The organism is Vibrio sp. 1580, assembly GCF_033340055.1.
In genome coordinates, this window is the sequence record NZ_JAWOVT010000001.1 from 63,967 (window position 1) to 82,729 (window position 18,763).

The 18,763-nt window shown below is 43.1% G+C and carries 18 protein-coding genes; 10 read left to right on the forward strand and 8 right to left on the reverse strand.

The annotated features are described in order from the left end of the window. Window positions 1–493: 493 nt before the first annotated feature. Together R7093_RS00275 and R7093_RS00280 are read left to right on the forward strand one after the other, a co-directional pair. Complete coding sequence (locus tag R7093_RS00275) at window positions 494–1,513, forward strand: TerC/Alx family metal homeostasis membrane protein (protein WP_225466258.1); 1,020 nt, start codon at window positions 494–496, stop codon at window positions 1,511–1,513. A gap of 279 nt (window positions 1,514–1,792) precedes the next feature. Beyond that, window positions 1,793–1,984 carry a hypothetical protein gene (locus R7093_RS00280; protein ID WP_005376351.1) on the forward strand — a complete coding sequence of 64 codons (192 nt, stop codon included), beginning with the start codon at window positions 1,793–1,795 and terminating at the stop codon, window positions 1,982–1,984. 185 nt (window positions 1,985–2,169) lie between these two features. Here R7093_RS00280 and R7093_RS00285 read toward each other — a convergent pair whose 3' ends face one another. The 4 genes from R7093_RS00285 to R7093_RS00300 all read right to left on the reverse strand — a co-directional run bounded on the left by R7093_RS00285 (window position 2,170) and on the right by R7093_RS00300 (window position 7,027). Continuing rightward, on the reverse strand, window positions 2,170–2,727 hold the full coding sequence (locus tag R7093_RS00285) for a PhnA domain-containing protein (protein ID WP_005376350.1): 558 nt from the start codon (window positions 2,725–2,727) through the stop codon (window positions 2,170–2,172). A gap of 289 nt (window positions 2,728–3,016) precedes the next feature. Beyond that, window positions 3,017–3,226 carry a YgdI/YgdR family lipoprotein gene (locus R7093_RS00290; RefSeq protein ID WP_005376349.1) on the reverse strand — a complete coding sequence of 70 codons (210 nt, stop codon included), beginning with the start codon at window positions 3,224–3,226 and terminating at the stop codon, window positions 3,017–3,019. Between the two features lie 136 nt (window positions 3,227–3,362). After that, on the reverse strand, window positions 3,363–5,771 hold the full coding sequence (locus R7093_RS00295; protein WP_318146446.1) for a VolA/Pla-1 family phospholipase: 2,409 nt from the start codon (window positions 5,769–5,771) through the stop codon (window positions 3,363–3,365). Window positions 5,772–5,791: 20 nt separating this feature from the next. After that, entirely contained in the window at window positions 5,792–7,027 is a 1,236-nt protein-coding gene (locus R7093_RS00300) for an outer membrane protein transport protein (RefSeq protein ID WP_005376347.1), read from the reverse strand. Window positions 7,028–7,449: 422 nt separating this feature from the next. On the opposite strand from R7093_RS00300, the gene R7093_RS00305 reads away from it, so the two are divergent. After that, a complete protein-coding gene (locus R7093_RS00305; RefSeq protein WP_047103591.1) occupies window positions 7,450–8,478 on the forward strand; it encodes a site-2 protease family protein in 1,029 nt (342 codons plus the stop codon). Between the two features lie 74 nt (window positions 8,479–8,552). Here the strand turns inward: R7093_RS00305 and R7093_RS00310 are convergent, their stop codons facing one another. Further along, entirely contained in the window at window positions 8,553–9,341 is a 789-nt protein-coding gene (locus R7093_RS00310; protein WP_017634168.1) for a M48 family metallopeptidase, read from the reverse strand. 201 nt (window positions 9,342–9,542) lie between these two features. Between R7093_RS00310 and R7093_RS00315 the strand changes: the two genes are divergently transcribed. From R7093_RS00315 to cutA, 5 genes are all read left to right on the forward strand, one after another. Further along, window positions 9,543–9,977, forward strand: a complete 435-nt coding sequence (locus R7093_RS00315) for a hotdog fold thioesterase (protein WP_005376340.1) — start codon at window positions 9,543–9,545, stop codon at window positions 9,975–9,977. Window positions 9,978–9,983: 6 nt separating this feature from the next. Beyond that, complete coding sequence (locus R7093_RS00320) at window positions 9,984–10,217, forward strand: DUF3389 domain-containing protein (RefSeq protein ID WP_005386281.1); 234 nt, start codon at window positions 9,984–9,986, stop codon at window positions 10,215–10,217. Between the two features lie 79 nt (window positions 10,218–10,296). Further along, entirely contained in the window at window positions 10,297–12,006 is a 1,710-nt protein-coding gene (locus tag R7093_RS00325; RefSeq protein ID WP_258481987.1) for an SgrR family transcriptional regulator, read from the forward strand. Next, window positions 11,990–12,241 (forward strand): hypothetical protein, encoded by a 252-nt coding sequence (locus R7093_RS00330; protein ID WP_017634167.1) that lies wholly within the window; start codon window positions 11,990–11,992, stop codon window positions 12,239–12,241. The genes R7093_RS00325 and R7093_RS00330 overlap by 17 nt, the downstream gene beginning before the upstream one ends. 14 nt (window positions 12,242–12,255) lie before the next feature. Continuing rightward, window positions 12,256–12,588, forward strand: a complete 333-nt coding sequence (cutA, locus tag R7093_RS00335) for a divalent-cation tolerance protein CutA (protein ID WP_017634166.1) — start codon at window positions 12,256–12,258, stop codon at window positions 12,586–12,588. On the opposite strand, the gene R7093_RS00340 is transcribed toward cutA, so the two are convergent. Next, the gene (locus R7093_RS00340; protein ID WP_005376330.1) at window positions 12,550–13,146 is read right to left on the reverse strand and encodes a DUF2238 domain-containing protein; all 597 of its coding nucleotides are present in this window, start codon (window positions 13,144–13,146) and stop codon (window positions 12,550–12,552) included. The genes cutA and R7093_RS00340 overlap by 39 nt on opposite strands. Before the next feature lie 242 nt (window positions 13,147–13,388). Here R7093_RS00340 and R7093_RS00345 point away from each other — a divergent pair, with 242 nt between their 5' ends. Beyond that, window positions 13,389–14,228: an isopenicillin N synthase family dioxygenase gene (locus R7093_RS00345; RefSeq protein WP_005376329.1), complete on the forward strand. Its 840-nt coding sequence runs from the start codon at window positions 13,389–13,391 to the stop codon at window positions 14,226–14,228. Window positions 14,229–14,356: 128 nt separating this feature from the next. Then, on the forward strand, window positions 14,357–14,977 hold the full coding sequence (locus tag R7093_RS00350) for a DNA-J related domain-containing protein (protein ID WP_033907081.1): 621 nt from the start codon (window positions 14,357–14,359) through the stop codon (window positions 14,975–14,977). 79 nt (window positions 14,978–15,056) lie between these two features. Here R7093_RS00350 and R7093_RS00355 read toward each other — a convergent pair whose 3' ends face one another. Together R7093_RS00355 and R7093_RS00360 are read right to left on the reverse strand one after the other, a co-directional pair. After that, entirely contained in the window at window positions 15,057–16,712 is a 1,656-nt protein-coding gene (locus tag R7093_RS00355) for an ABC-ATPase domain-containing protein (RefSeq protein ID WP_033907080.1), read from the reverse strand. 71 nt (window positions 16,713–16,783) lie between these two features. Beyond that, a complete protein-coding gene (locus R7093_RS00360; RefSeq protein WP_318146447.1) occupies window positions 16,784–18,697 on the reverse strand; it encodes a sensor domain-containing phosphodiesterase in 1,914 nt (637 codons plus the stop codon). Window positions 18,698–18,763: the final 66 nt, after the last annotated feature.

The following is an 18,763-nucleotide window of genomic DNA, read 5'->3' on the forward strand; positions in this document are numbered from 1 at the left end:
CTACTTTGTGCCTCTAAGCGGCTTTTGAATTGCTAAGAATGTGGATGTTACAAAAGGGAGCAGTAATGCTCCTTTTTTGTATCTATCTTCCCCGTTAGGGCTCTAACCAATGAAGAGTTTGTCTTGATCCATTTGCTGCTTTTTGTCTGTTTACTAAAGTTCAGGTGGTTGAATCCATTTCTTTCTTTTTATAGTGCTTCCTGATTTTTGATAAGAATTTTATTTCGATAAGACAAGGCTTTTTTGTTGGAAAGCCTGACGCTCGGCGTTATTATGTCGACGTTTGGGGAGTAGTTAGCGCAAGTTTACTTATCGTCATCTCGTTAAGCATCAGCTTATCCGGTAAGTAAAGGTGTTACGTGGTTTATTCACATCAACACTTCAACGAGACCAACGCATTCATTGACTAGCAGCACATAATCGTTATGTGGCTGTTGGTTGTTATTGTATGCGGAAGGTCACCAAACGAAGTCCTTCCGCCATGGGAGGAAATATGTCTCTTATCGAAAATACCACCCAATTGAGCCAATCGGTGCCTCTTCAAGAATCATTAGCGATGTATGGTGCTTTTGGTTTATTTACCCTTGTTCTTGTTACGCTTGATATCTATCAAACACGTGGTGGCGCTATCACGATGAAAAAAGCCATCGTTTGGAGTGTTTTTTGGTTCTTGCTTGCCTTTGTTTTTGCAGGTTCTATTTATTTATTCTGGGACTTTTACGCGCCACATAGCGCTTATACGAACGACAAAGCAACGATTTCATTCTTAACTGGTTACTTACTAGAGAAGTCGTTAAGCGTTGATAACTTGTTTGTGTTTGCCATCATCTTTGCACAATACAGTGTGCCGGAGCATTTGCGTCCGAGAGCATTGCTTTGGGGGGTGATAGGTGCGCTAGTTTTACGCGCTGTCATGATTGCGGTTGGTGCTCAGTTACTTGCACAGTATCACTGGGTATTGTACTTATTTGCTGCTTTCCTTATTTGGACAGGTGTTAAGCTAGCTCGCGACAAAGGCGAAGCAGAAGAAGTTAATCCATATCCGGAGCAGTTGATTCGAAAGGTATTGCCAGTTACAGATGACTACCAAGGAAATCACTTAATCTTAAAGCAAGCTGGTAAGTGGGTGGCAACACCGATGCTGATCGTTGTTGGTGTCATTGCACTAATGGACGTTATGTTTGCGTTGGATTCTATACCAGCTATATTCGCGGTAACGCGAGAGCCATTTTTAGTCTTAGCCGCGAACGTATTTGCATTATTGGGTTTACGATCGCTGTACTTTGTTCTTCAAGCAATGTTAGACAAGTTTGTATACTTAAAACCAGCATTATCAGTAATCATGATGTTTATCGGGGTAAAAATGCTATTGGTTGGAACAGAATATGAGATTCCGACAACATGGTCTCTCACATTTTTAGTTGTTGTGATGACATCGGCAGTGGTGGCATCACTCCTAAAAAATAAAGCGAAGCGTCAAACTAGCGTTAATATTACTAATCAAAAAATATAAAGTAAGCACTAAAATCAAAAGAAATAACGAAAAATATTGTTAAATATATGTTGTTTCTTAAGGGGCGATTATGCAGGTAATGTTCAGTTATTCAATGTAATTACAGCAATTGTGATTATTTATGCCGTTATTATTCATTTGTATTTTTGAGTTTTGTAATGAGTTTGTTTTATTAGAAATTCTAATTTGAATGGGTAAAATTTGTCATTTCTTAAACAATAAGAAACTGACTAATATACAACCAACTAAACAGACTACTGCTTTTAAAGAGAGGCAATCATGGCACAAGCAATGCAAATGACAAATGTAGCTTTACCAACCTCTATGGATAAGAAAACCTACGCGGTTAACTTCAAAGGACTGATTGCTCACTTACTGGACATTCTATTTGTAGATAACACTGCGCCACGCAGTTACTACGCAGAAGACTTGTCAGCACATATTCAAAAAGACATCGGTATGTACCGTTAATATTGAAATAGAGTAAGAAATACCGGCCTATGAGCCGGTATTTTTTTATTTGTAAAACATGCCTACTCAACCTACGCCCTAGAAAAGAAACACTCTAGAGGAGGTAGACATGATAGTAGATTAAGTGTTGTATAGAAAAACGGGGCACCATTGGTGCCCCGTTTTGACATGACTGAAGTGCGATATTACTTCTTGCGGCAGTATTCTGCGATCACGTACATCGACTGACCACCATTTGCCTTACCCGAAACTAGCTTTGGATCATCGCCAAGGCTAATACCACGAATCACTGTACCTTGTTTGATTACTTGGTTAGTGCCTTTTACTGGTAGGTCTTTAATTACTGTTACATCGTCACCTTTCTTAAGTTCAGTGCCGTTACAGTCAACCGTTTTATCGTCAGCAGACATCCCTTTCATTGCCCAGTTCATTTGCTCTTCTTCCATGTACATCATGTCAAGAGCATCTTGAGCCCAGCTTTCTGTGTTTAGGCGAGTGAGTTGGCGCCATGCAGTCACTTGTACAGCAGGAACCTGGCTCCACATGCTTTCGTTTAGACAACGCCAGTGGTTAATGTCTTTTGGCTCATCGATCTCACCCAGACACTTATCACAAACCATAATGGCAGTATCAACCGTCACATTACCGTGAGGTGGGACAGCGTATGCAGTTAGTTGAGATTCAGAAGAACACAGTTCACATTTTGACTCGCAGCGCGCAAGCAGAGTAGCTTCAATAGACATAAGGACTCACCTTAGTAATGTTATTTTGTGGCGGTATTATCCACTTTATCCTGAGAAATAAAAGGGTGTTAGCGAATTAAAGACTAGATTTTACAATACTCCAACCTGATTAAGGTGAAGATGTAAAATATTCGCTAAATAAATAATACGGAAGTATAAAAGACACTATTAATTGTTTTGGCTTATGAATTAGTTGTGTCAATTTCTACAACGATTACAAGCCTAAAAGAGGTAAATGTAGAGAGAGGGTGGCTAGAACATAGCCCTCTAATTTACAGAGGGCCTGTCGTTAACGTTCGACAATCTGGACAATTTGCTCTTTTGAAATACTCATTTCTTTACCATCCATGTCTTCATACTCGTACATACCCGTTTCCTCGTTCAGGTCTGGTTTACCGTAAGAGGTAATAATTTTCCCTTCATTTGTCGACATCAGATATTGGCTACTTCCGCATGCAGCAAGAAGTAATACAGTGGCAATAACAGTCAATACGCGCATAGAGTTTTCCTTTTAAACAAGTGAGTTAGGCAAAGACATCGTTTTAACTATAGCAGAGGAAATATGAGTGGGTTTGAATACAATTGAAATGAAAAAGCCCAGTAGAAACTGGGCTTTGGTAGGAAGGGCGTTACGATTACTTCAAAACAGAAGTGTTAGTGACACCTGTTAGTGTTTCATCCATCAAGAAGTCAGTGTTTTCCATCTGCATCTCTACATGATGATCAATATCAGACAGAGTGCCATTTGGCGAAGCAAAAGTACTGTGCGATGCAGTAGCATTAAACTGTACAAAGCTCGCAGTTGCATTCACAGTAGTGTCCGTACTGTTCACAGTCTTCAACCCTAGCTTATTAGCGAGCGGTTCAGTACCCGCGAATGGTGCATTTGGAACGCTGTTTGGTACTGTGCTATCGCCATCCACTTCTGTCATAAAGAATGGTGTCGTTAGCGAACCAGATGCCACTAAATCTGAAGCGTTTGTGAACGGATCGACAGTGTCTAGTGTAGTCTGTGCTGCATAGATAAATTGTGAAAAACCTGCTTCTAGCGCTGCTACTTGAGCTTCCGTTGCCGCAGCCTCAAATGCTTCGTAACATGTTTTATCTTCTAGATCCGCACATGATGCATCAGCGTAACTCGCATAGTCTTTAGATGCTGCATAAGCGAGGTTATGTTTGATCTGAGGGCCGTAATTGTCTGAACCCAGTAACAAATTACCAATTTGTCCACCAGAGTTCTGTACTGATGCAGAACTAAAGGTGTACAGTGCATCCGCAGTAGGGCTGCCCAATGTATTGTTTGCTGCTGCGACGGCAGATGTAGCGACAATACCGCCAAGTGAATGACCTAGCATTTTGACTTTTGAACCCGTCATTGGGTTGAAGCCTTGCAGAGGACCTCCAGCTAAAAGACCGCCTTGAGCAGATACTACCAAGCTAGCGCGCAAACCTAACACATCCAGAACACTTTGACGTAGGTTGTCACGCGCAACGGCTAAGTTGGAAAGATTTAGATAAGCCAGTACATTCGCATTTGCGGAACGTTGTTCATCTAAGCTGCGCGTACCATGAATAGGTAAGTCAATAGCGATAACTGCCACACCTGCTTTTACCATATTGAACGCGAACGCGTACGCATTCTCTTTCGCTGAGGTGATGCCGTGTTGATAAATCACAACGTCTGTCGCGACGCCAGATTTAGGTGTGAAGACCAGTACTTCGACATCTTCAACCGATTTCACTACGGGAACAGGCGAGTAGCGAGTAATGATACGCTCACTATCAAGCTGGGTACCATCGGTAAGAGTAAGCTTAGCTCCAACAAGTTTTAGCTGCTCTGTAGGATCTGTAGCAAGCTTTGTCACATCAACAGGATCATTTGCAAAAACGCCTGTTGATAGCTGCTGAACCATGTTTGCTTGCTCGTTCGGATCCGCTAATGCTGCGCTTAGCTTCGCTAGGCTTGGCATCGCAGATACCATTGGTTGCATGTTCCAGCTTGCGCCTTTTTCCAGGTAATGAGGCAGTCTTACCACACCTTGTGTCACGCTTACATCGGCACCTGATTGCATGTAAAGGCCTTTAATTGCCGTTTTAGCTGCGTCTAGATCGCTAATGTATTTACTAAAGTCATCGTCAGAGTCTAGCGCAGTGCTAAAGTCTTGGGTTTCACCGAGCGTTATTGTGTAGGCCGTTGATAAGTCAACTGAACCTTCGTTTGAGTCATTTTTGTAAACGGTATTTAGTGTGTTTGCGCCGGTAGAAAAACCAGTAGCGGTTACTCCTTTGACTGCCGCTAACGTATCACCTACAGACTGGGTACTGAACCATGAGGAATAAACGATGTCGTTAGGGTTTACTTTGGCGATACCAAAAATGCCTTCAACCGCCTGAGTGACTGCTTGAACAGAAGCAAGGTCGCCAGTTTCATAAACGATTTCTTTCGATTTACCAGTCGCATAACTTGCTGATGTACCAATTGGCTCACCATTCACGTCAGTAACATCTTGTGTAACCGCAAAAATGTACTCGCTTGACTCATCAAGCGCAGCCAAGAACTGGATGTATAGAGAGTTACCTTTTGCTTGAACTACGTAGTCCTGATTCTGAACGAGTACCTCTTCGATTGGGTTAGATTTACCGTCCCACTCGGTTAAGCGTTGGTTAATCTTGATGACTTTAACACCAGACGACAGCATGCCCGTTGCAAAACCATCGCCGTTGAAGTTAAGAACGATTGGCATAGACGTTGACCATCCATCCATCGTATTCATCGAGGCTCTAGGGTTGGTTAAAGCATCATCGCCATCAGTTGGCAGACCAAGCGTACCATCGCTTGTGTCCATTAATAAGTAAGACGGTGCCGGTACATCTGCGTTCGCTCCTTGAAGCGTAAAACTGATGGATGTTTCGCGATCAAGCAATGCTTGGACTTCATCTTCAAATTGAACTTTGTCGGAAGTACCAGAGCTGGAAGTATCATCACCACAACCAGCAAGAAGGATTGCAGAACAAAGCATTGATAATTTAAACGTGTGTTTCATTGGTTTACTCCGTAATCCCATTATTTGAAGGTGTAGTTCATCTGTACCGCGCTGATGTAAGCAGTACCTTCTGAGTCAAACTTAATCTCTTCACCCAGAGCATTTGTCTCAGTGAAAGAGCCTGATTTACTCTTAACAAGTGCAAAGCCTGCATCGAAAGTTAAATTCTCACTCATTGCGTAAGTTAGGCCCGCGCTGTACCAAAAACGGTCACTGTCAGGAATACTCAATGTCGCTTCACCTGCTTGTTCGTCGTACGCAAAGCCTGCACGGAATGTCCAGTCTGTATTAAGTATGTAAGTTGCACCAATGGAGTAGCGATTGTTGTCTTCATATTTCTCAGGTTTAAAGAAACATACTCCGTCATTACATTCGTTACTGGTCGCTTTTAGTTCTTTAAATGTGCTCCAGTCGGTTTGTTGCCAGCCGTAATGTACAGCCCATTGTTCATTCAGTTGATGGAAAGCCGATAATTCGATAATTGAAGGGAGAGAGATTTTTAAACGGCCATCAACTTTTGGTGATGAAGCTCGACCAGAGTCGTAACTACTAAACTCACCGTCATCAAAATCTAGATCAACCTTAGAGCGGTAGCCAAAGCCAAAACGGTTGTTTTCATTTAGCTCAAATAAAGCGCCGACATTCCAACCCCAAGCGAAAGTTTCACCTTCCATGCCGACAAGGTTATCGGACTTATTACCACCTAAAATACCGGCGAGTGCGCCTTTGTGGCGAGTCAGCTCTGCTTCAGCGTATACTAGGTTGATACCACCACCGACACTGAAAGACTCGTTGATACGGTAAGCGACATTAGGGTTGATGTTTACTGAAAGTAGGGAAGTGTCACCCGCCATATCACCTGCGGAAATATCATTTGGATAGTCAGTGGCAACACCGTATGTTGTGAACATACCGATGCCCCAAGCCCAGTTATCATTGATAGGGCTGATGTAATAACCTGCTGGCACTATCTGTAAAGGGGCGACATCTTTCGCGTGTTCATTGTTTACAGTGTCGTACACATCGACTTCAGGGTCGATGATAGATAACGCGCCCGAAAATTGAGCTTCTTTGAAAAGTGTCATTGCTGCAGGGTTACGAGCAAGGACGCTGGCATTATCTGCGACAGCCCCTTCACCTGAAAATGCTCGACCAAGACCAGATGCCGAATGTTCAGCTACCTGGAAGCCCGCTGAGTGGGCATTACACGCAAACAATATTGAAATTGTAAGCAGAGAGCAGTGCTTCTTGTTCATCCTTGACCCTCCTAGGGTGTCATAATGCTGGACCGAAGTCCTTGTAATTGTTGTGTGGTACTTACACCAATTGTTAATACGCGAAATACAACGGTGATGTAAATGTAATGTTAATTGTATGTTTAATAACTTGTCAAAGTTTGAGCGTATTTTGCGTTTTAAATATGATGCATAGGTCAAACGATGGCTTGTAAGGGCATGTATTATCGTTATATTTTTGAAGAGAATGGTACGACCAGAATTGTTTTGCGAGCTTTATAGTTAAATAACGATCAAATCAAGAGATAGCTCGCTTTGCTGTTTCTTCACTTCACAGGCATAATTCGCGCTCGCTATGTAGTTATTCAATAGACGCAATAGGAACCGCATTGGAATTACTGAATGTTGACTTTTTAGGTCGTTCGCTAAGGCTCGAAGGATCGATGGCTGGGTGGCAGCAGTTATATTGGGATAATACGTTGGTGTCTCAAATCGATGCCAGTGACAATACCGCAGAGACTTGTCTACACCAGTTTAGGCTCTCTGCGGGTGAGGAAATCCTGAACTGTCATTTAGAGTGTTCTTTAACATGGCAACCGTTTGAATTGAGTTACAAGGTCACAATTAACGGTGAGCTCGTCAACGAAGGTTGTCGAAATGAAAAAGACATCGAGCGCCAAGTGCCAGAAGTTACGCCACCATCCGAAAAGCGTTTAAGTATAATAGGTCTCGTATCTCTTGGGATGAAAGCACTTAAAAGTGCGAAAGTTATTAAAGTGGCGTTAGCGTCTGCAAGTCTCGCTGCATATTCTTGGCTTTTTTCCATCGAGTTCGCGCTAGCATTGATCGCTTGTTTGGTTTTTCATGAATATGGTCACATTAGAGCGATGAAGTATTTTGGAATGAAGACCAAAGGAATCTATTTGATTCCATTCCTAGGTGGTTTGGCGCTAAGTGACGAAAAGATAAACACGCGCTGGCAGGATGTGGTTATCTCAATCATGGGACCATTTTTCGGTTTAGTACTTAGTATTGTTTTTACTTTGCTTTATTGGATGACTGGTGAGGTGATCTTCGCTGGGCTTGCTGTGTTTAACGCCTTGCTAAACCTATTTAATCTGCTGCCTATTTTACCATTAGATGGTGGCCATGTGCTCAAAAGTATTACCTTCTCAATGAATACTTGGGTCGGGTTAGTTGGCAGTATTGCGACCGCTTTATTAGGCATTTTTATCAGTTACTATTTCGGTCTGACGTTGCTAGGGTTTTTATTGTTAATGGGAATGTTGGAAGTGGTGATGGAATGGAGAGCTCGACATCAAAGCCATTTATTGCCATTAACCCGTTATGGGCAGCTATTCTCACTGGCTTGGTACTTGGTCTCTGTCGGAGGTTTTGTTTCTATCATCTGGTATTTTGCCACTCTCGGAGATAGTTTGTTAAGTTTGCCGCTACAGATATTGGGCACTTGATTAGAATCATTAAAAGCTCCCTAGGGAGCTTTTTTATTTGGCAAGCTTAAGTCGTAGACGATAGTAGCAATTAATTAGCCACATCTTGGTGCTTTCGCGTTATACGCAGGCAGCTTATTTATGGTTGCTTGTAAATCTTTAATGCGCGTACTGTGCGATGGGTGGGTTGAGAAGAATTCAGGTGGTTGAGAACCACCTGATGCAGCACTCATATTTTTCCATAAATCGACACTTTGACGTGGGTCGAAACCTGCTTTTGCCATGAATTCCAGCCCGACAATATCAGCCTCAGATTCCTGAGTACGACCGTATGGCAAAATAACACCGTATTGGACACCGACACCAAGTGCCGCCATCGTCATTTGTTGATACTGTTTGTACTCGGAAGCGCCAATGGCAACGTTTGCTAGAGACAACCCTGCATTTGCTAACTGACTTTGTGAGAGACGTTCATTACTGTGGTCAGCGAGGACGTGAGCGACTTCGTGACCAATGACTGTTGCCAACTGATCTTGGTTTTTCGCGACATCTAAAAGCCCGGTATACACGCCGATCTTCCCACCTGGTAGAGCAAACGCATTGACTTGTTCACTATCAAAAACAACGACTTCCCAGTCTTTAAATCCAGATTGAGCGGGAATGGTGTCAGTGATGTGTTTGGCAACGCATTGAACGTAGGCATTCGTTTTGCGATCTTTGCTGATTGGGATATCTTTCTTCATTTGTTCGAAAGATTTAGCGCCAAGCGATGACATTTCCTGATCTGAAAACATCAGGATCTGGTTGCGACCCGTCGGTGATGCGCTACACGCTGTTAAACCCGCGATAGTTAAAAGAGCAGAGGCTTTCATCCATACCTTCATAACAGGCTCCATTTAATTTTTTGTTTTGAAGCAATAGTATATACCCAAATAGTAACATGATGCATGGATCAAGTTATTCATCTGATTAATAAATAAGGTGAGATGTTACGTCTTGAAGTTATGCCCAGGTAGCGTCTATGCTAGCTTCTTAGCACATCGTTACAACCTAACAAACCAGTTTGTGAAACTAAGAGTAAAACAATGAGTATATGGAAAAAGCCCGTAAGCATAGAGATTCTGAATGCCACGTCAAAAAATACCCTGATCGAGCACCTACAAATTAAATATACAGATTTCACTGACGACTCCCTTACAGCAACCATGCCCGTATGCAGCTTTACTCATCAACCTTTAGGAATGCTTCACGGTGGTGCATCAGTCGTGCTCGCAGAAACATTAGGCTCATTGGCTGCAAACTTCTCTGTCGATGAGGGCAGCTACTGCGTCGGTTTAGATATTAACGCGAACCATGTGCGAGCCATGCGAAGTGGTCATGTGATTGGTACGGCAAAACCGCTTCATCTGGGTATTTCAACGCAAGTGTGGCAAATCGATATCACTGATGAGCGAGGCCGTTTAGTGTGTACCAGTCGCTTGACCATCGCTGTGAAACAACACAAAACAAAGTCGGTATAAACTAAGATGGTGATTGAGTTTTCATTAGGAAAAATCATTGCAACCCAGCGTGAAATAGTGATTAAGCTCTCCGGCAGTGCAATGGTAACCTTGCAAGCGCAAACCGATGCAATTCAGCTGCTGGGTAGAGGAGCGAACGTTGTTTTATCTCATGGAGCAGAGTGCAAATGGTCTATCAAGCTGGACAACGAGGTACAACTGGCTGAACTTTCGCGAGAAATTGGTATCGATATTCAATAATTTATAGTGTGATGTTTGCACTTTTTGGAAAAAATGAGGAAACTTAGCTTATCGACAACAAGATAAGAATTTCCTCTTTATGAGTAGCCCTCGTTTACGTGTTCAGTTCGAAACACTGTTTGAAAAATTTTCCGGTCACGATACGGACGTTCAGCTCGAAGACATCACGGAAGCGTTGTTTTGTACACGTCGTAATGCTCGTATTGTTCTAAATAAACTTGAAGAAGAGGGCTGGATTGAGTGGCATCCGGCAGCGGGTCGAGGAAAACTTTCGAAACTCGTTTTTAAACGTAATCGAAGCGACGTCAGCGAAAACCTCGCCAGGCGTTATCTCGATGAAGGGAAAATCGGTCAGGCTCTAGATGCGCTTGATAACGATGCGGCACGATTGACGCAGGTTATCCAAGGTTATTTAGGGCTTCAGCATCGACAGGGCGAGCAGGTCGTGCGTTTGCCTTATTATCGACCATTGTCGATGTTAAACCCGCAGAAACCGATGCGGCGTTCTGAACAGCACATCGCCAGACAAATTTTTAGCGGACTCACTCGCCTTGATGAAAATGAACAACTTCAACCAGATTTAGCCCACACGTGGGAAGCAATTTCTGATACTCATTGGCGTTTTTATCTTCGTCGTGGAGTACGCTTTCATAATGGTGAACCGTTAACAACCAGTTGTGTTCTTGAAAGTGTGCTTGCGTTAAATGGCTTGAACTTGTTTTCTCACATAAAGCGGGTGTCTTCACCACAAGAGTGGACCGTTGATATTGAGCTCGTCCGTCCTGATCGCTACCTGCCTCTGGCTCTGAGTGAGTCGCAAGCAAAAATTTTGCTACCGAGTGCTTTGCGTTCTGAAAGCTTTGATAGACAACCGATAGGAACAGGGCCGTTCCAAGTTAAAATGAATGATGATAAGCGTCTTATTTTGACTGCTTTTGATGGCTACTTTGGTTTTCGCCCTTTACTTGACCAAGTGGAGGTGTGGGTAATCGATGAAGCCTATTCTTCAATGGTTTATCCAAGCCTGTCAAAGCCGAAGATGGATAAACAAGGTTCATCCGATGAAGTCGAGCTGGACCCTGGCTGTACATTCCTATTACTAAACAAAAACACTGGGATTGCAAAAGATCCACGTTGGGCAGAGTTCCTCTCGCAAACCCTCAACAGTCACCAGATTTACGCGCATGTCCCACAAGATAAAGTGATGGAACTGGGAGTATTGCAAGCCTTTGGCCTTAAGCCCGGTTGGATTGATCTTAGGCCAGCAGAATTGGGCAGCGTACCACAGGCTAATAAGGTAATTTCCGTAGCGTATCAGAAAAAGCATCCGATGTTTCCAGTAGTTGCCAAGGCCATCAAGACACTCTTAAAACCGCACGGTATAGAGGTTGAGTTTATTCGTTATGATTCTCAACCGCCCGCACCGGAGGAAGTGGATATCTGGGTGAAAGCTATGGGCATTGCAACGAACCGAAATGACGCGTTGGCGGGCTGGCTCCTGGATTACAGTGATATTGAGAAGTTCAGTTCAGGTTACGATTTTAGTGAATGGGCTAAACTTGTCGATCAATGGCGTGCTGGGATGCACACAGACTTTCCTGCGCGTGAGCTAGGACGACAGTTAGTAAAAAGCTGTCAGGTGATTCCTATGTTTCACTGTTGGCTAGGCGTGAATAAAGACCACAGCGGTGCGTTACAAAATGCAAAGTGTAATGCCTTAGGTTGGTTTGATTTTAATAATGTATGGGTCAAACCGGATATAGAAAGTAACCATGGCGAAACCGAATAAGAAGCAGCCGACGAAAACCGTCGATATCTATTGCTCAAAGTGTAAAACTCAACTATTTAAGTACCGTAAAGGCGGGAAAGGCGCACTGGTTAAATGCTTCAAAGAGCGCATTGTTGACGATTTCACACAAACCCCATGTATTTGCCCCGCTTGCGGACAAGAGTTTGCAAGAGATACTTTAGTAAGAGGAACCCCCGCTTACAAAATGATTGGCGGCAAAGTGACAATGAAATAATGAAGGGCTAGAAAATGAGTATGAAACATGACTATTGCATGGTTTTAAGTACAACCAGTAATGAAAAAAATCGAGATCAGATCATTAAAGGTTTGCTAGATGCCCAATTAGCCGCGTGTATTCAAACAATGCCTATTGAAAGCCACTACGTTTGGAAAGGGGAGGTTTGTACTGACAACGAATGGTTGCTAGTCATCAAAACTCGTCGAGAACTTTATGAATTGGTGGAAGAGAAAATAGAAAACCTGCACGAATACGAGGTCGCTCAAATCGTACAGGTTCCAATTGTTGATGGGTTTAACCCTTATTTAGAATGGTTGAGAGAATCGACGTTGAGCCGACATTAAGAATAACGACAACACTGCACCAACGGTATCGCACAACATATCTTTCTGGGCGTCCCATATGTCACCTTGCGAGCCCAGAAAGGCAATTCCCTCATCGCCACCAGCCAACTCCGCATACCACCATTCGATAATCTCATAGCCAGCAGCAAGTGACATGATAGCAAACAAAGCAAACCAGCAAGAGAACGCTTTGTTGAACCGTTTTTTGTTTATCAAGTATTCAGCGATCGGATATGCGTAAAGGCCAATTGAAAAGTGCGCAACGCGATCAAAATTATTTCGCTCTGAACCAATCATGTCGTTAAACCAGTCAAACGGCACTTCGGAGAACGTATATTTCGCACCGATAGTGTGCAAACAGAGCCAGATGAACATTAAAAAGTAAGCCGTATTACTGAACTGATAGCGAATCGAAATCGCCCAAATAGCAACAAGAATACCAATCGCCGGGATAATCTCCGCAAACCAAACTGCACGTGAGTTAGGTTCCAACGCAGAAAATAAAAACACGATGGCATAAAAAATCGTTAATCCTAAGAGTGTCGAGGTGCTTTTCATAGAGTTATTTGATCCTTCAATTTATCTTACAGTGGGACTCCATAGATTGTGTTAATGATTACACTTAATTGAACGGTGTGCAATTGATATTTTAATGGGTTTTTTGATCACTGAAAATGTTGATTTATTGGCAAACTGCTCAACATTAAAACGTTTGCGCGTGCACTTTTCATTAAAGTTTGATTTACAACATGCCCATCCATAGAATCCATGATTCAGTCTAATAAAAAAGAAGTAAAGCCATGAAACTGGAAACTGTCGATTATCTTGCTGACGATGCTGCTCAACAGTTCGTTACCTCTCTACGCGAAACGGGGTTCGGTGTGTTGAAAAACCACCCGATTCCTCAAGAGCTTGTAGAGTCAATTTACAAAAACTGGCATGAGTTTTTCTGTTCAGATCAAAAGAATGATTTTCACTTTAACGTAGACACCCAAGATGGCTATTTCCCACCTTCAGTGTCTGAAGTGGCGAAAGGGCACAAAGTGAAAGACATCAAAGAGTACTTTCATGTTTACCCTTGGGGGCAGATCCCAGAGCAGCTTAAAGCTGAAATCTTAGAGTACTACGAGCGTGCCAATGCATTTGCTCAAGAGCTATTAGGCTGGGTTGAAGCGTACGCACCTAAGGACGTTCAAGAGAAGTTCTCTATCGCGTTGTCAGAAATGATCAATAACAGTGACAAAACATTACTACGCGTGCTTCACTACCCACCGATGACAGGCGAAGAAGAGCCAGGCGCTATTCGTGCTGCTGCGCATGAAGACATTAACCTGCTAACGGTTTTGCCTGCTGCCAATGAGCCTGGACTGCAAGTAAAGAGTAAAGAGGGTGATTGGATCGATGTACCATGTGACTTCGGGAACTTAATCATCAACATTGGTGATATGCTTCAAGAAGCGTCAGGTGGTTATTTCCCTTCAACGACTCACCGTGTAATCAACCCTACGGGTGGCCGTCAAGAAAAGTCACGTATCTCATTACCGTTGTTCCTGCATCCAAAGCCGGAAGTGGTGTTATCTGAGCGCTACACTGCACATAGCTACCTTATGGAACGTTTACGTGAGCTAGGGGTTATTTAACCTTTACGTGATCTCCTTACAAAGGCCGATGGTGAATGACTATCGGCCTTTTTGCATTTATGCTACAAAGTGGAAACTATGTTTTTTGTGCCGTGAATGGGGCCCTAAACTCGTGTCAGAGAGGATGAATGGAAGGACAACGTACTGTCAGTAGTATTGAGCCTCATGCAATAGAAAATCCGCTGCTTTGGCCAATGCTAGAAATTCTGAGAAAACAGCCCTCTAATTGGAAAGTGCACACCTTGGCAAGCTCGTTGGGTGAACAAGGTTATATTTCAAAGCTGGACGACTCTCCCGATAAGGATTTATTCAAAAGAAATTTCCTGATCATGAATGCATTATATCAACTGCAAGACACTCTGTATCCGGATAGTTGGCTTCAAGTCGAAGCCATGGATATTCAGCTCATGTCTTCGATGGAAGCTTTGAGGCATAAGATCGATATTCATGATCCTTTGCGTGAGTATTACTTAGATTGGCGCAATTACGAAGCGGACGAAGATGAAGTGCGTCGACTGTTGAATGAATTTTGGACAACTTATCAAAAGTTCATCGGTGGTTCGTCAGTAGCCAGCGTAGATAAGACAAAGGCACTGTCACTATTTGAACTTAACACTGACGCTACGCCTGCGGAAATTAGAAAACAATGGCGAAAACTCGCGCTTCGTTGGCATCCTGATCGAGAAAATGGCAATGCAGAAAGATTTAGAGTTCTTTGTGAAGCGTGGAATGTACTGAGAAACGAATGATTCGCTAAGAATAAAGATAAAGGAAGGCAGCTAACTATAACTGCCTTTTGATTGAACTGTCTCTGTCAGCGTATCAAAACTAGCATGATGACTTAAACTGAGATTTTCGCATGCGGTTGAGGGCAGCCATAACGTCTAGTGTGCGTGGTTTGGCTAAGTCGCCTTGCTTAGGAAGAGCGGCATGCCACTCACCAGACAGCATTTCTTCAATTTCCTTCGCTGGATGATTACACCAACCTGGAAGTTGAGCAATTTGGAACCATAACCAGCCAATTGTGTTGACTTCATCGGCTGACTCTATCTGTTCCAAAGCGCTAAGATCAGTAAACTCTTTACCAAATCGAAGTGACTCTTTGCCTTTCGCATTCACACGGAACTTGCCGTCAGTCAGAATATTCATCAACGCAACGCGGTTCAGTGCTCGAGGTGGGAAGGTCTGTAAACGTTCTTCTGACTCGTTATGGCGTTGAGTAGGGTGCTGAGCGATAACTTCTTTCGCTTTTTCAGTTACATCAACGGCTTGGTAGTCGTGCATTTGAATGACGGTATCGGCAACGTCTAAGTAGTCGCCCGACCCACCCATAACGATAATGGTAGAGATATCAAGATCATCTCGTAATTGACCAATGCGGTCGACGAGAGGAGTAATTGGCTCATCACCTTTTGCCACCAATGCCTGCATACGCTCATCTCTAATCATGAAGTTGGTAGCAGAAGTATCTTCATCAATCAATAATGTGCTTGCACCCGCTTCAATAGACTCTTGAAGCCAAGCGGCTTGCGACGTTGAGCCTGATGCGTCTTGAGTAGAAAAGTCCGCCGTATCTTTACCCATCGGTAAATGGTTGATGTAGTTCGACAGGTTCAAGTGGTGTACGCATCGGCCATCTTCGGCACGAATCTTCATAGCCTTGTTATCGGCAACAATGTATTCGCGACCATCTCCTGGAATATGATCGTAAATTGAACGCTCTATTGCATTTAATAAGGTAGATTTACCGTGGAAGCCGCCACCTACGATCAGTGTGATACCTTTTGGAATTCCTAATCCTGTGACATGACCCTTGTTTGGCGCATGTAAAGTGACTTGTAGAGATTCAGGGGCTTTAAACTCAACGGCTTCTTTCATAGGAAGGTCGCAATTACCTGCAATTCGAGGAAGAATACTGCCGTTTGCGACAAACGCGACTAAGTTATTGGCCTCCAACTGTTCTCGTAGGGCATCTTGGTCTTCAACAACTTGGCAGTGCTTAATTAAAGCGGCTTTGTCGAGTTCACGCTCTAAAGTTGCTCGACGGATAAACTTAGGTAGGTGGAAAGTCAGTATGTTGTTGGCTTTTTTCCCCAATACTGAACGACCTTCGGCTGGTAAGTTAACTCGAAAACGCAGTTCAATACCTTCTTCAGTAAACAACACCGCGGTGCTATCCAGTACAGTTTGGCCTGTCAGTGAAATTGATACTGAGTTTTCTTGTTTAGCAAACTGTTCAAAACTACGCGCAATAAAATCACGTGCACCTCTTTGAAATGCAGGAGACTCGTCTCTTAGCCACTCAAGACCAGTCAAAGACCATGCGCGAGTCGCACGAAAACGTGACGCCGATGCATAAGGGTCACCCTGTACATGATCGATAAACAAAGTGAAATCAGTGAAGTCGTATTGACCTTTGATTTGCTGATAAGCTCGGTAGTTCTGCTTTTCAATTTTCTTAAGCGTGGCAGTCAACTGATCCATGAAGATATTGGCCTTTTAATAGAAGCGGGCGGCGATTATAGAAACCACCGCCCTCATAGTAAAGAGAATGCTTAGGAAGAGTAGGCGTATTGCCCGCCAGAAAGGCGCTGATTAAACAAACTTTGCTCAAATTCATTACAAGGCATAGGTTTACCATAAAGAAAACCTTGTCCGATATCACAGCCCTCACCAATGAGAAACTGTTCTTGTTGGGGAGATTCAATGCCTTCGATCACGACTTGGAGTTCCAGTTTTTTCGCAATGTGTATGATAGAGCAAATTATCGCGCGGTCATCGTCCGACTTTTCCATTTGCTGGACGAAGCTTTTATCAATTTTGATGGCATCAAATGGATATTTCTTTAAATAGCTGAACGAGGCATATCCTGTACCAAAATCGTCAAGTGACAATGTCACGCCTAGTTTGTGCAGTTTATTTAATGTAGTGCGTGCTACGACCTCATCGGCAATTAAGGCGCTTTCGGTCACCTCGAGCTCGAGAAAGTGTGCTGGCAAATGAAAAGACTCGAGTAGGTGTTGCACTTGTTCTGCAAAATTTACGTTTTGTAATTGAATGGGAGAAACGTTGACGGCCATTTTGAAGTTATCGATTAACTCAGACCATTGTTTCGCTTTGTCTATCGCGGTACGCAGAACAAAAGAGCCAACTTCAAAGATAAGCCCGTTTTGTTCGGCCATATGTATCAATGCTTCGTTGGAAACGTCGCCAAGTATTGGATGTCTCCAGCGAAGCAAGGCTTCTGCGCCAATCCATTTACGTGTTTTGGAGTCTACTTGAGGTTGAAAGTACAACACTAAATCGTCGTTACGCACTGCTTGTAAAAGGTAACTTTCCAGTTCATTGTGACTATTGAGATCCGCCGAATGATTTTCTCTAAAATAACTAAAAGGTTCGCCGGATTCTTTACATAGAAGCATCGCGTAACATGCATGTTGAAGGATACGCTTAGCATTGCTGCAATCTTTGTAAGCTTGAACTATACCGATATACGTGTGCAAATGTATTTCTGTTTTGTTGAAGACAAATCCATCTACGCTAATTTTAGTGATATCATCTAATAGTTGATTTAACCGAGCTTCAATATCCTCTCCCAAAATCAATAAAACCATGTCATTCGAACTTGGTCTACCAGTGATAAATCCGCTAGCACCGTGTCTGGTTAATCTGGAGTGAAATTCTTTTAAAATGTTGTCAAAGACCTCGAACCCGTGCCTGGTCTGAATACTGCGAGCGTTACTAAAACCAATGTTGATGACCACAAGCGATTGCTGATCACTATCAAGGGACTGTAAGGTGTATTGGACAATGTTCTCAAGTGCAGAGCGATTTAGAAACCCAGTTCCCTGATCATGTGTTTTTTGGTAGCTCACTTGTTTTTCCGCGGCTTTACGGCGATCAATTTCTTGTGTTAAGGAGTAACTTAACTGGGCTAAATCCGTGGTACGATTTTCAATTCGACTCTTTAGCTCGGTGTTAAGTCGCTGAAGTTTATGTTGTTGGTACACAACTGAAAGCTGTGCTTCGATTGAATCTTTGAAAGTTTCAAGCAACTGACGGTAACTATCGTTGTACTCGTTTCTCTCAGAGTCAAGCATACAGATTGTTCCAAATGTTTCCCCATTTGGCCAGAATAGCGGTAAGCCGCAATAAGAAATCATGCCTAGTTTGATGTCTGGGTTATTTTGCCATTCTTCATCTTCAAGCGCATTGGGGATTACAAGCTCGCCTTTCTGTTCTATAACTTGCTCGCAATACAAACCGTTACCAAGCAGCTCTGCATCGCCAGTACGATAAGGATTACCTAGAGTTTCGCTAGATGTATTTACTTCTATGCGATCCGGATGGATACGCATAATTAATGTGGTGGGTACGTGTGTTATTTGAGCCAGTAAGTTGACGATTTCCTGCCAACTTCTTCGCATAGACTCAGGGATTTCGTAGTCTAATGTTTGCAATCTCCCCATATAGGTCATCCTTTACGTGGTTTCACTTCCTGTGAATTAAAAATGCAGACTGCTCTATTTTGTTCT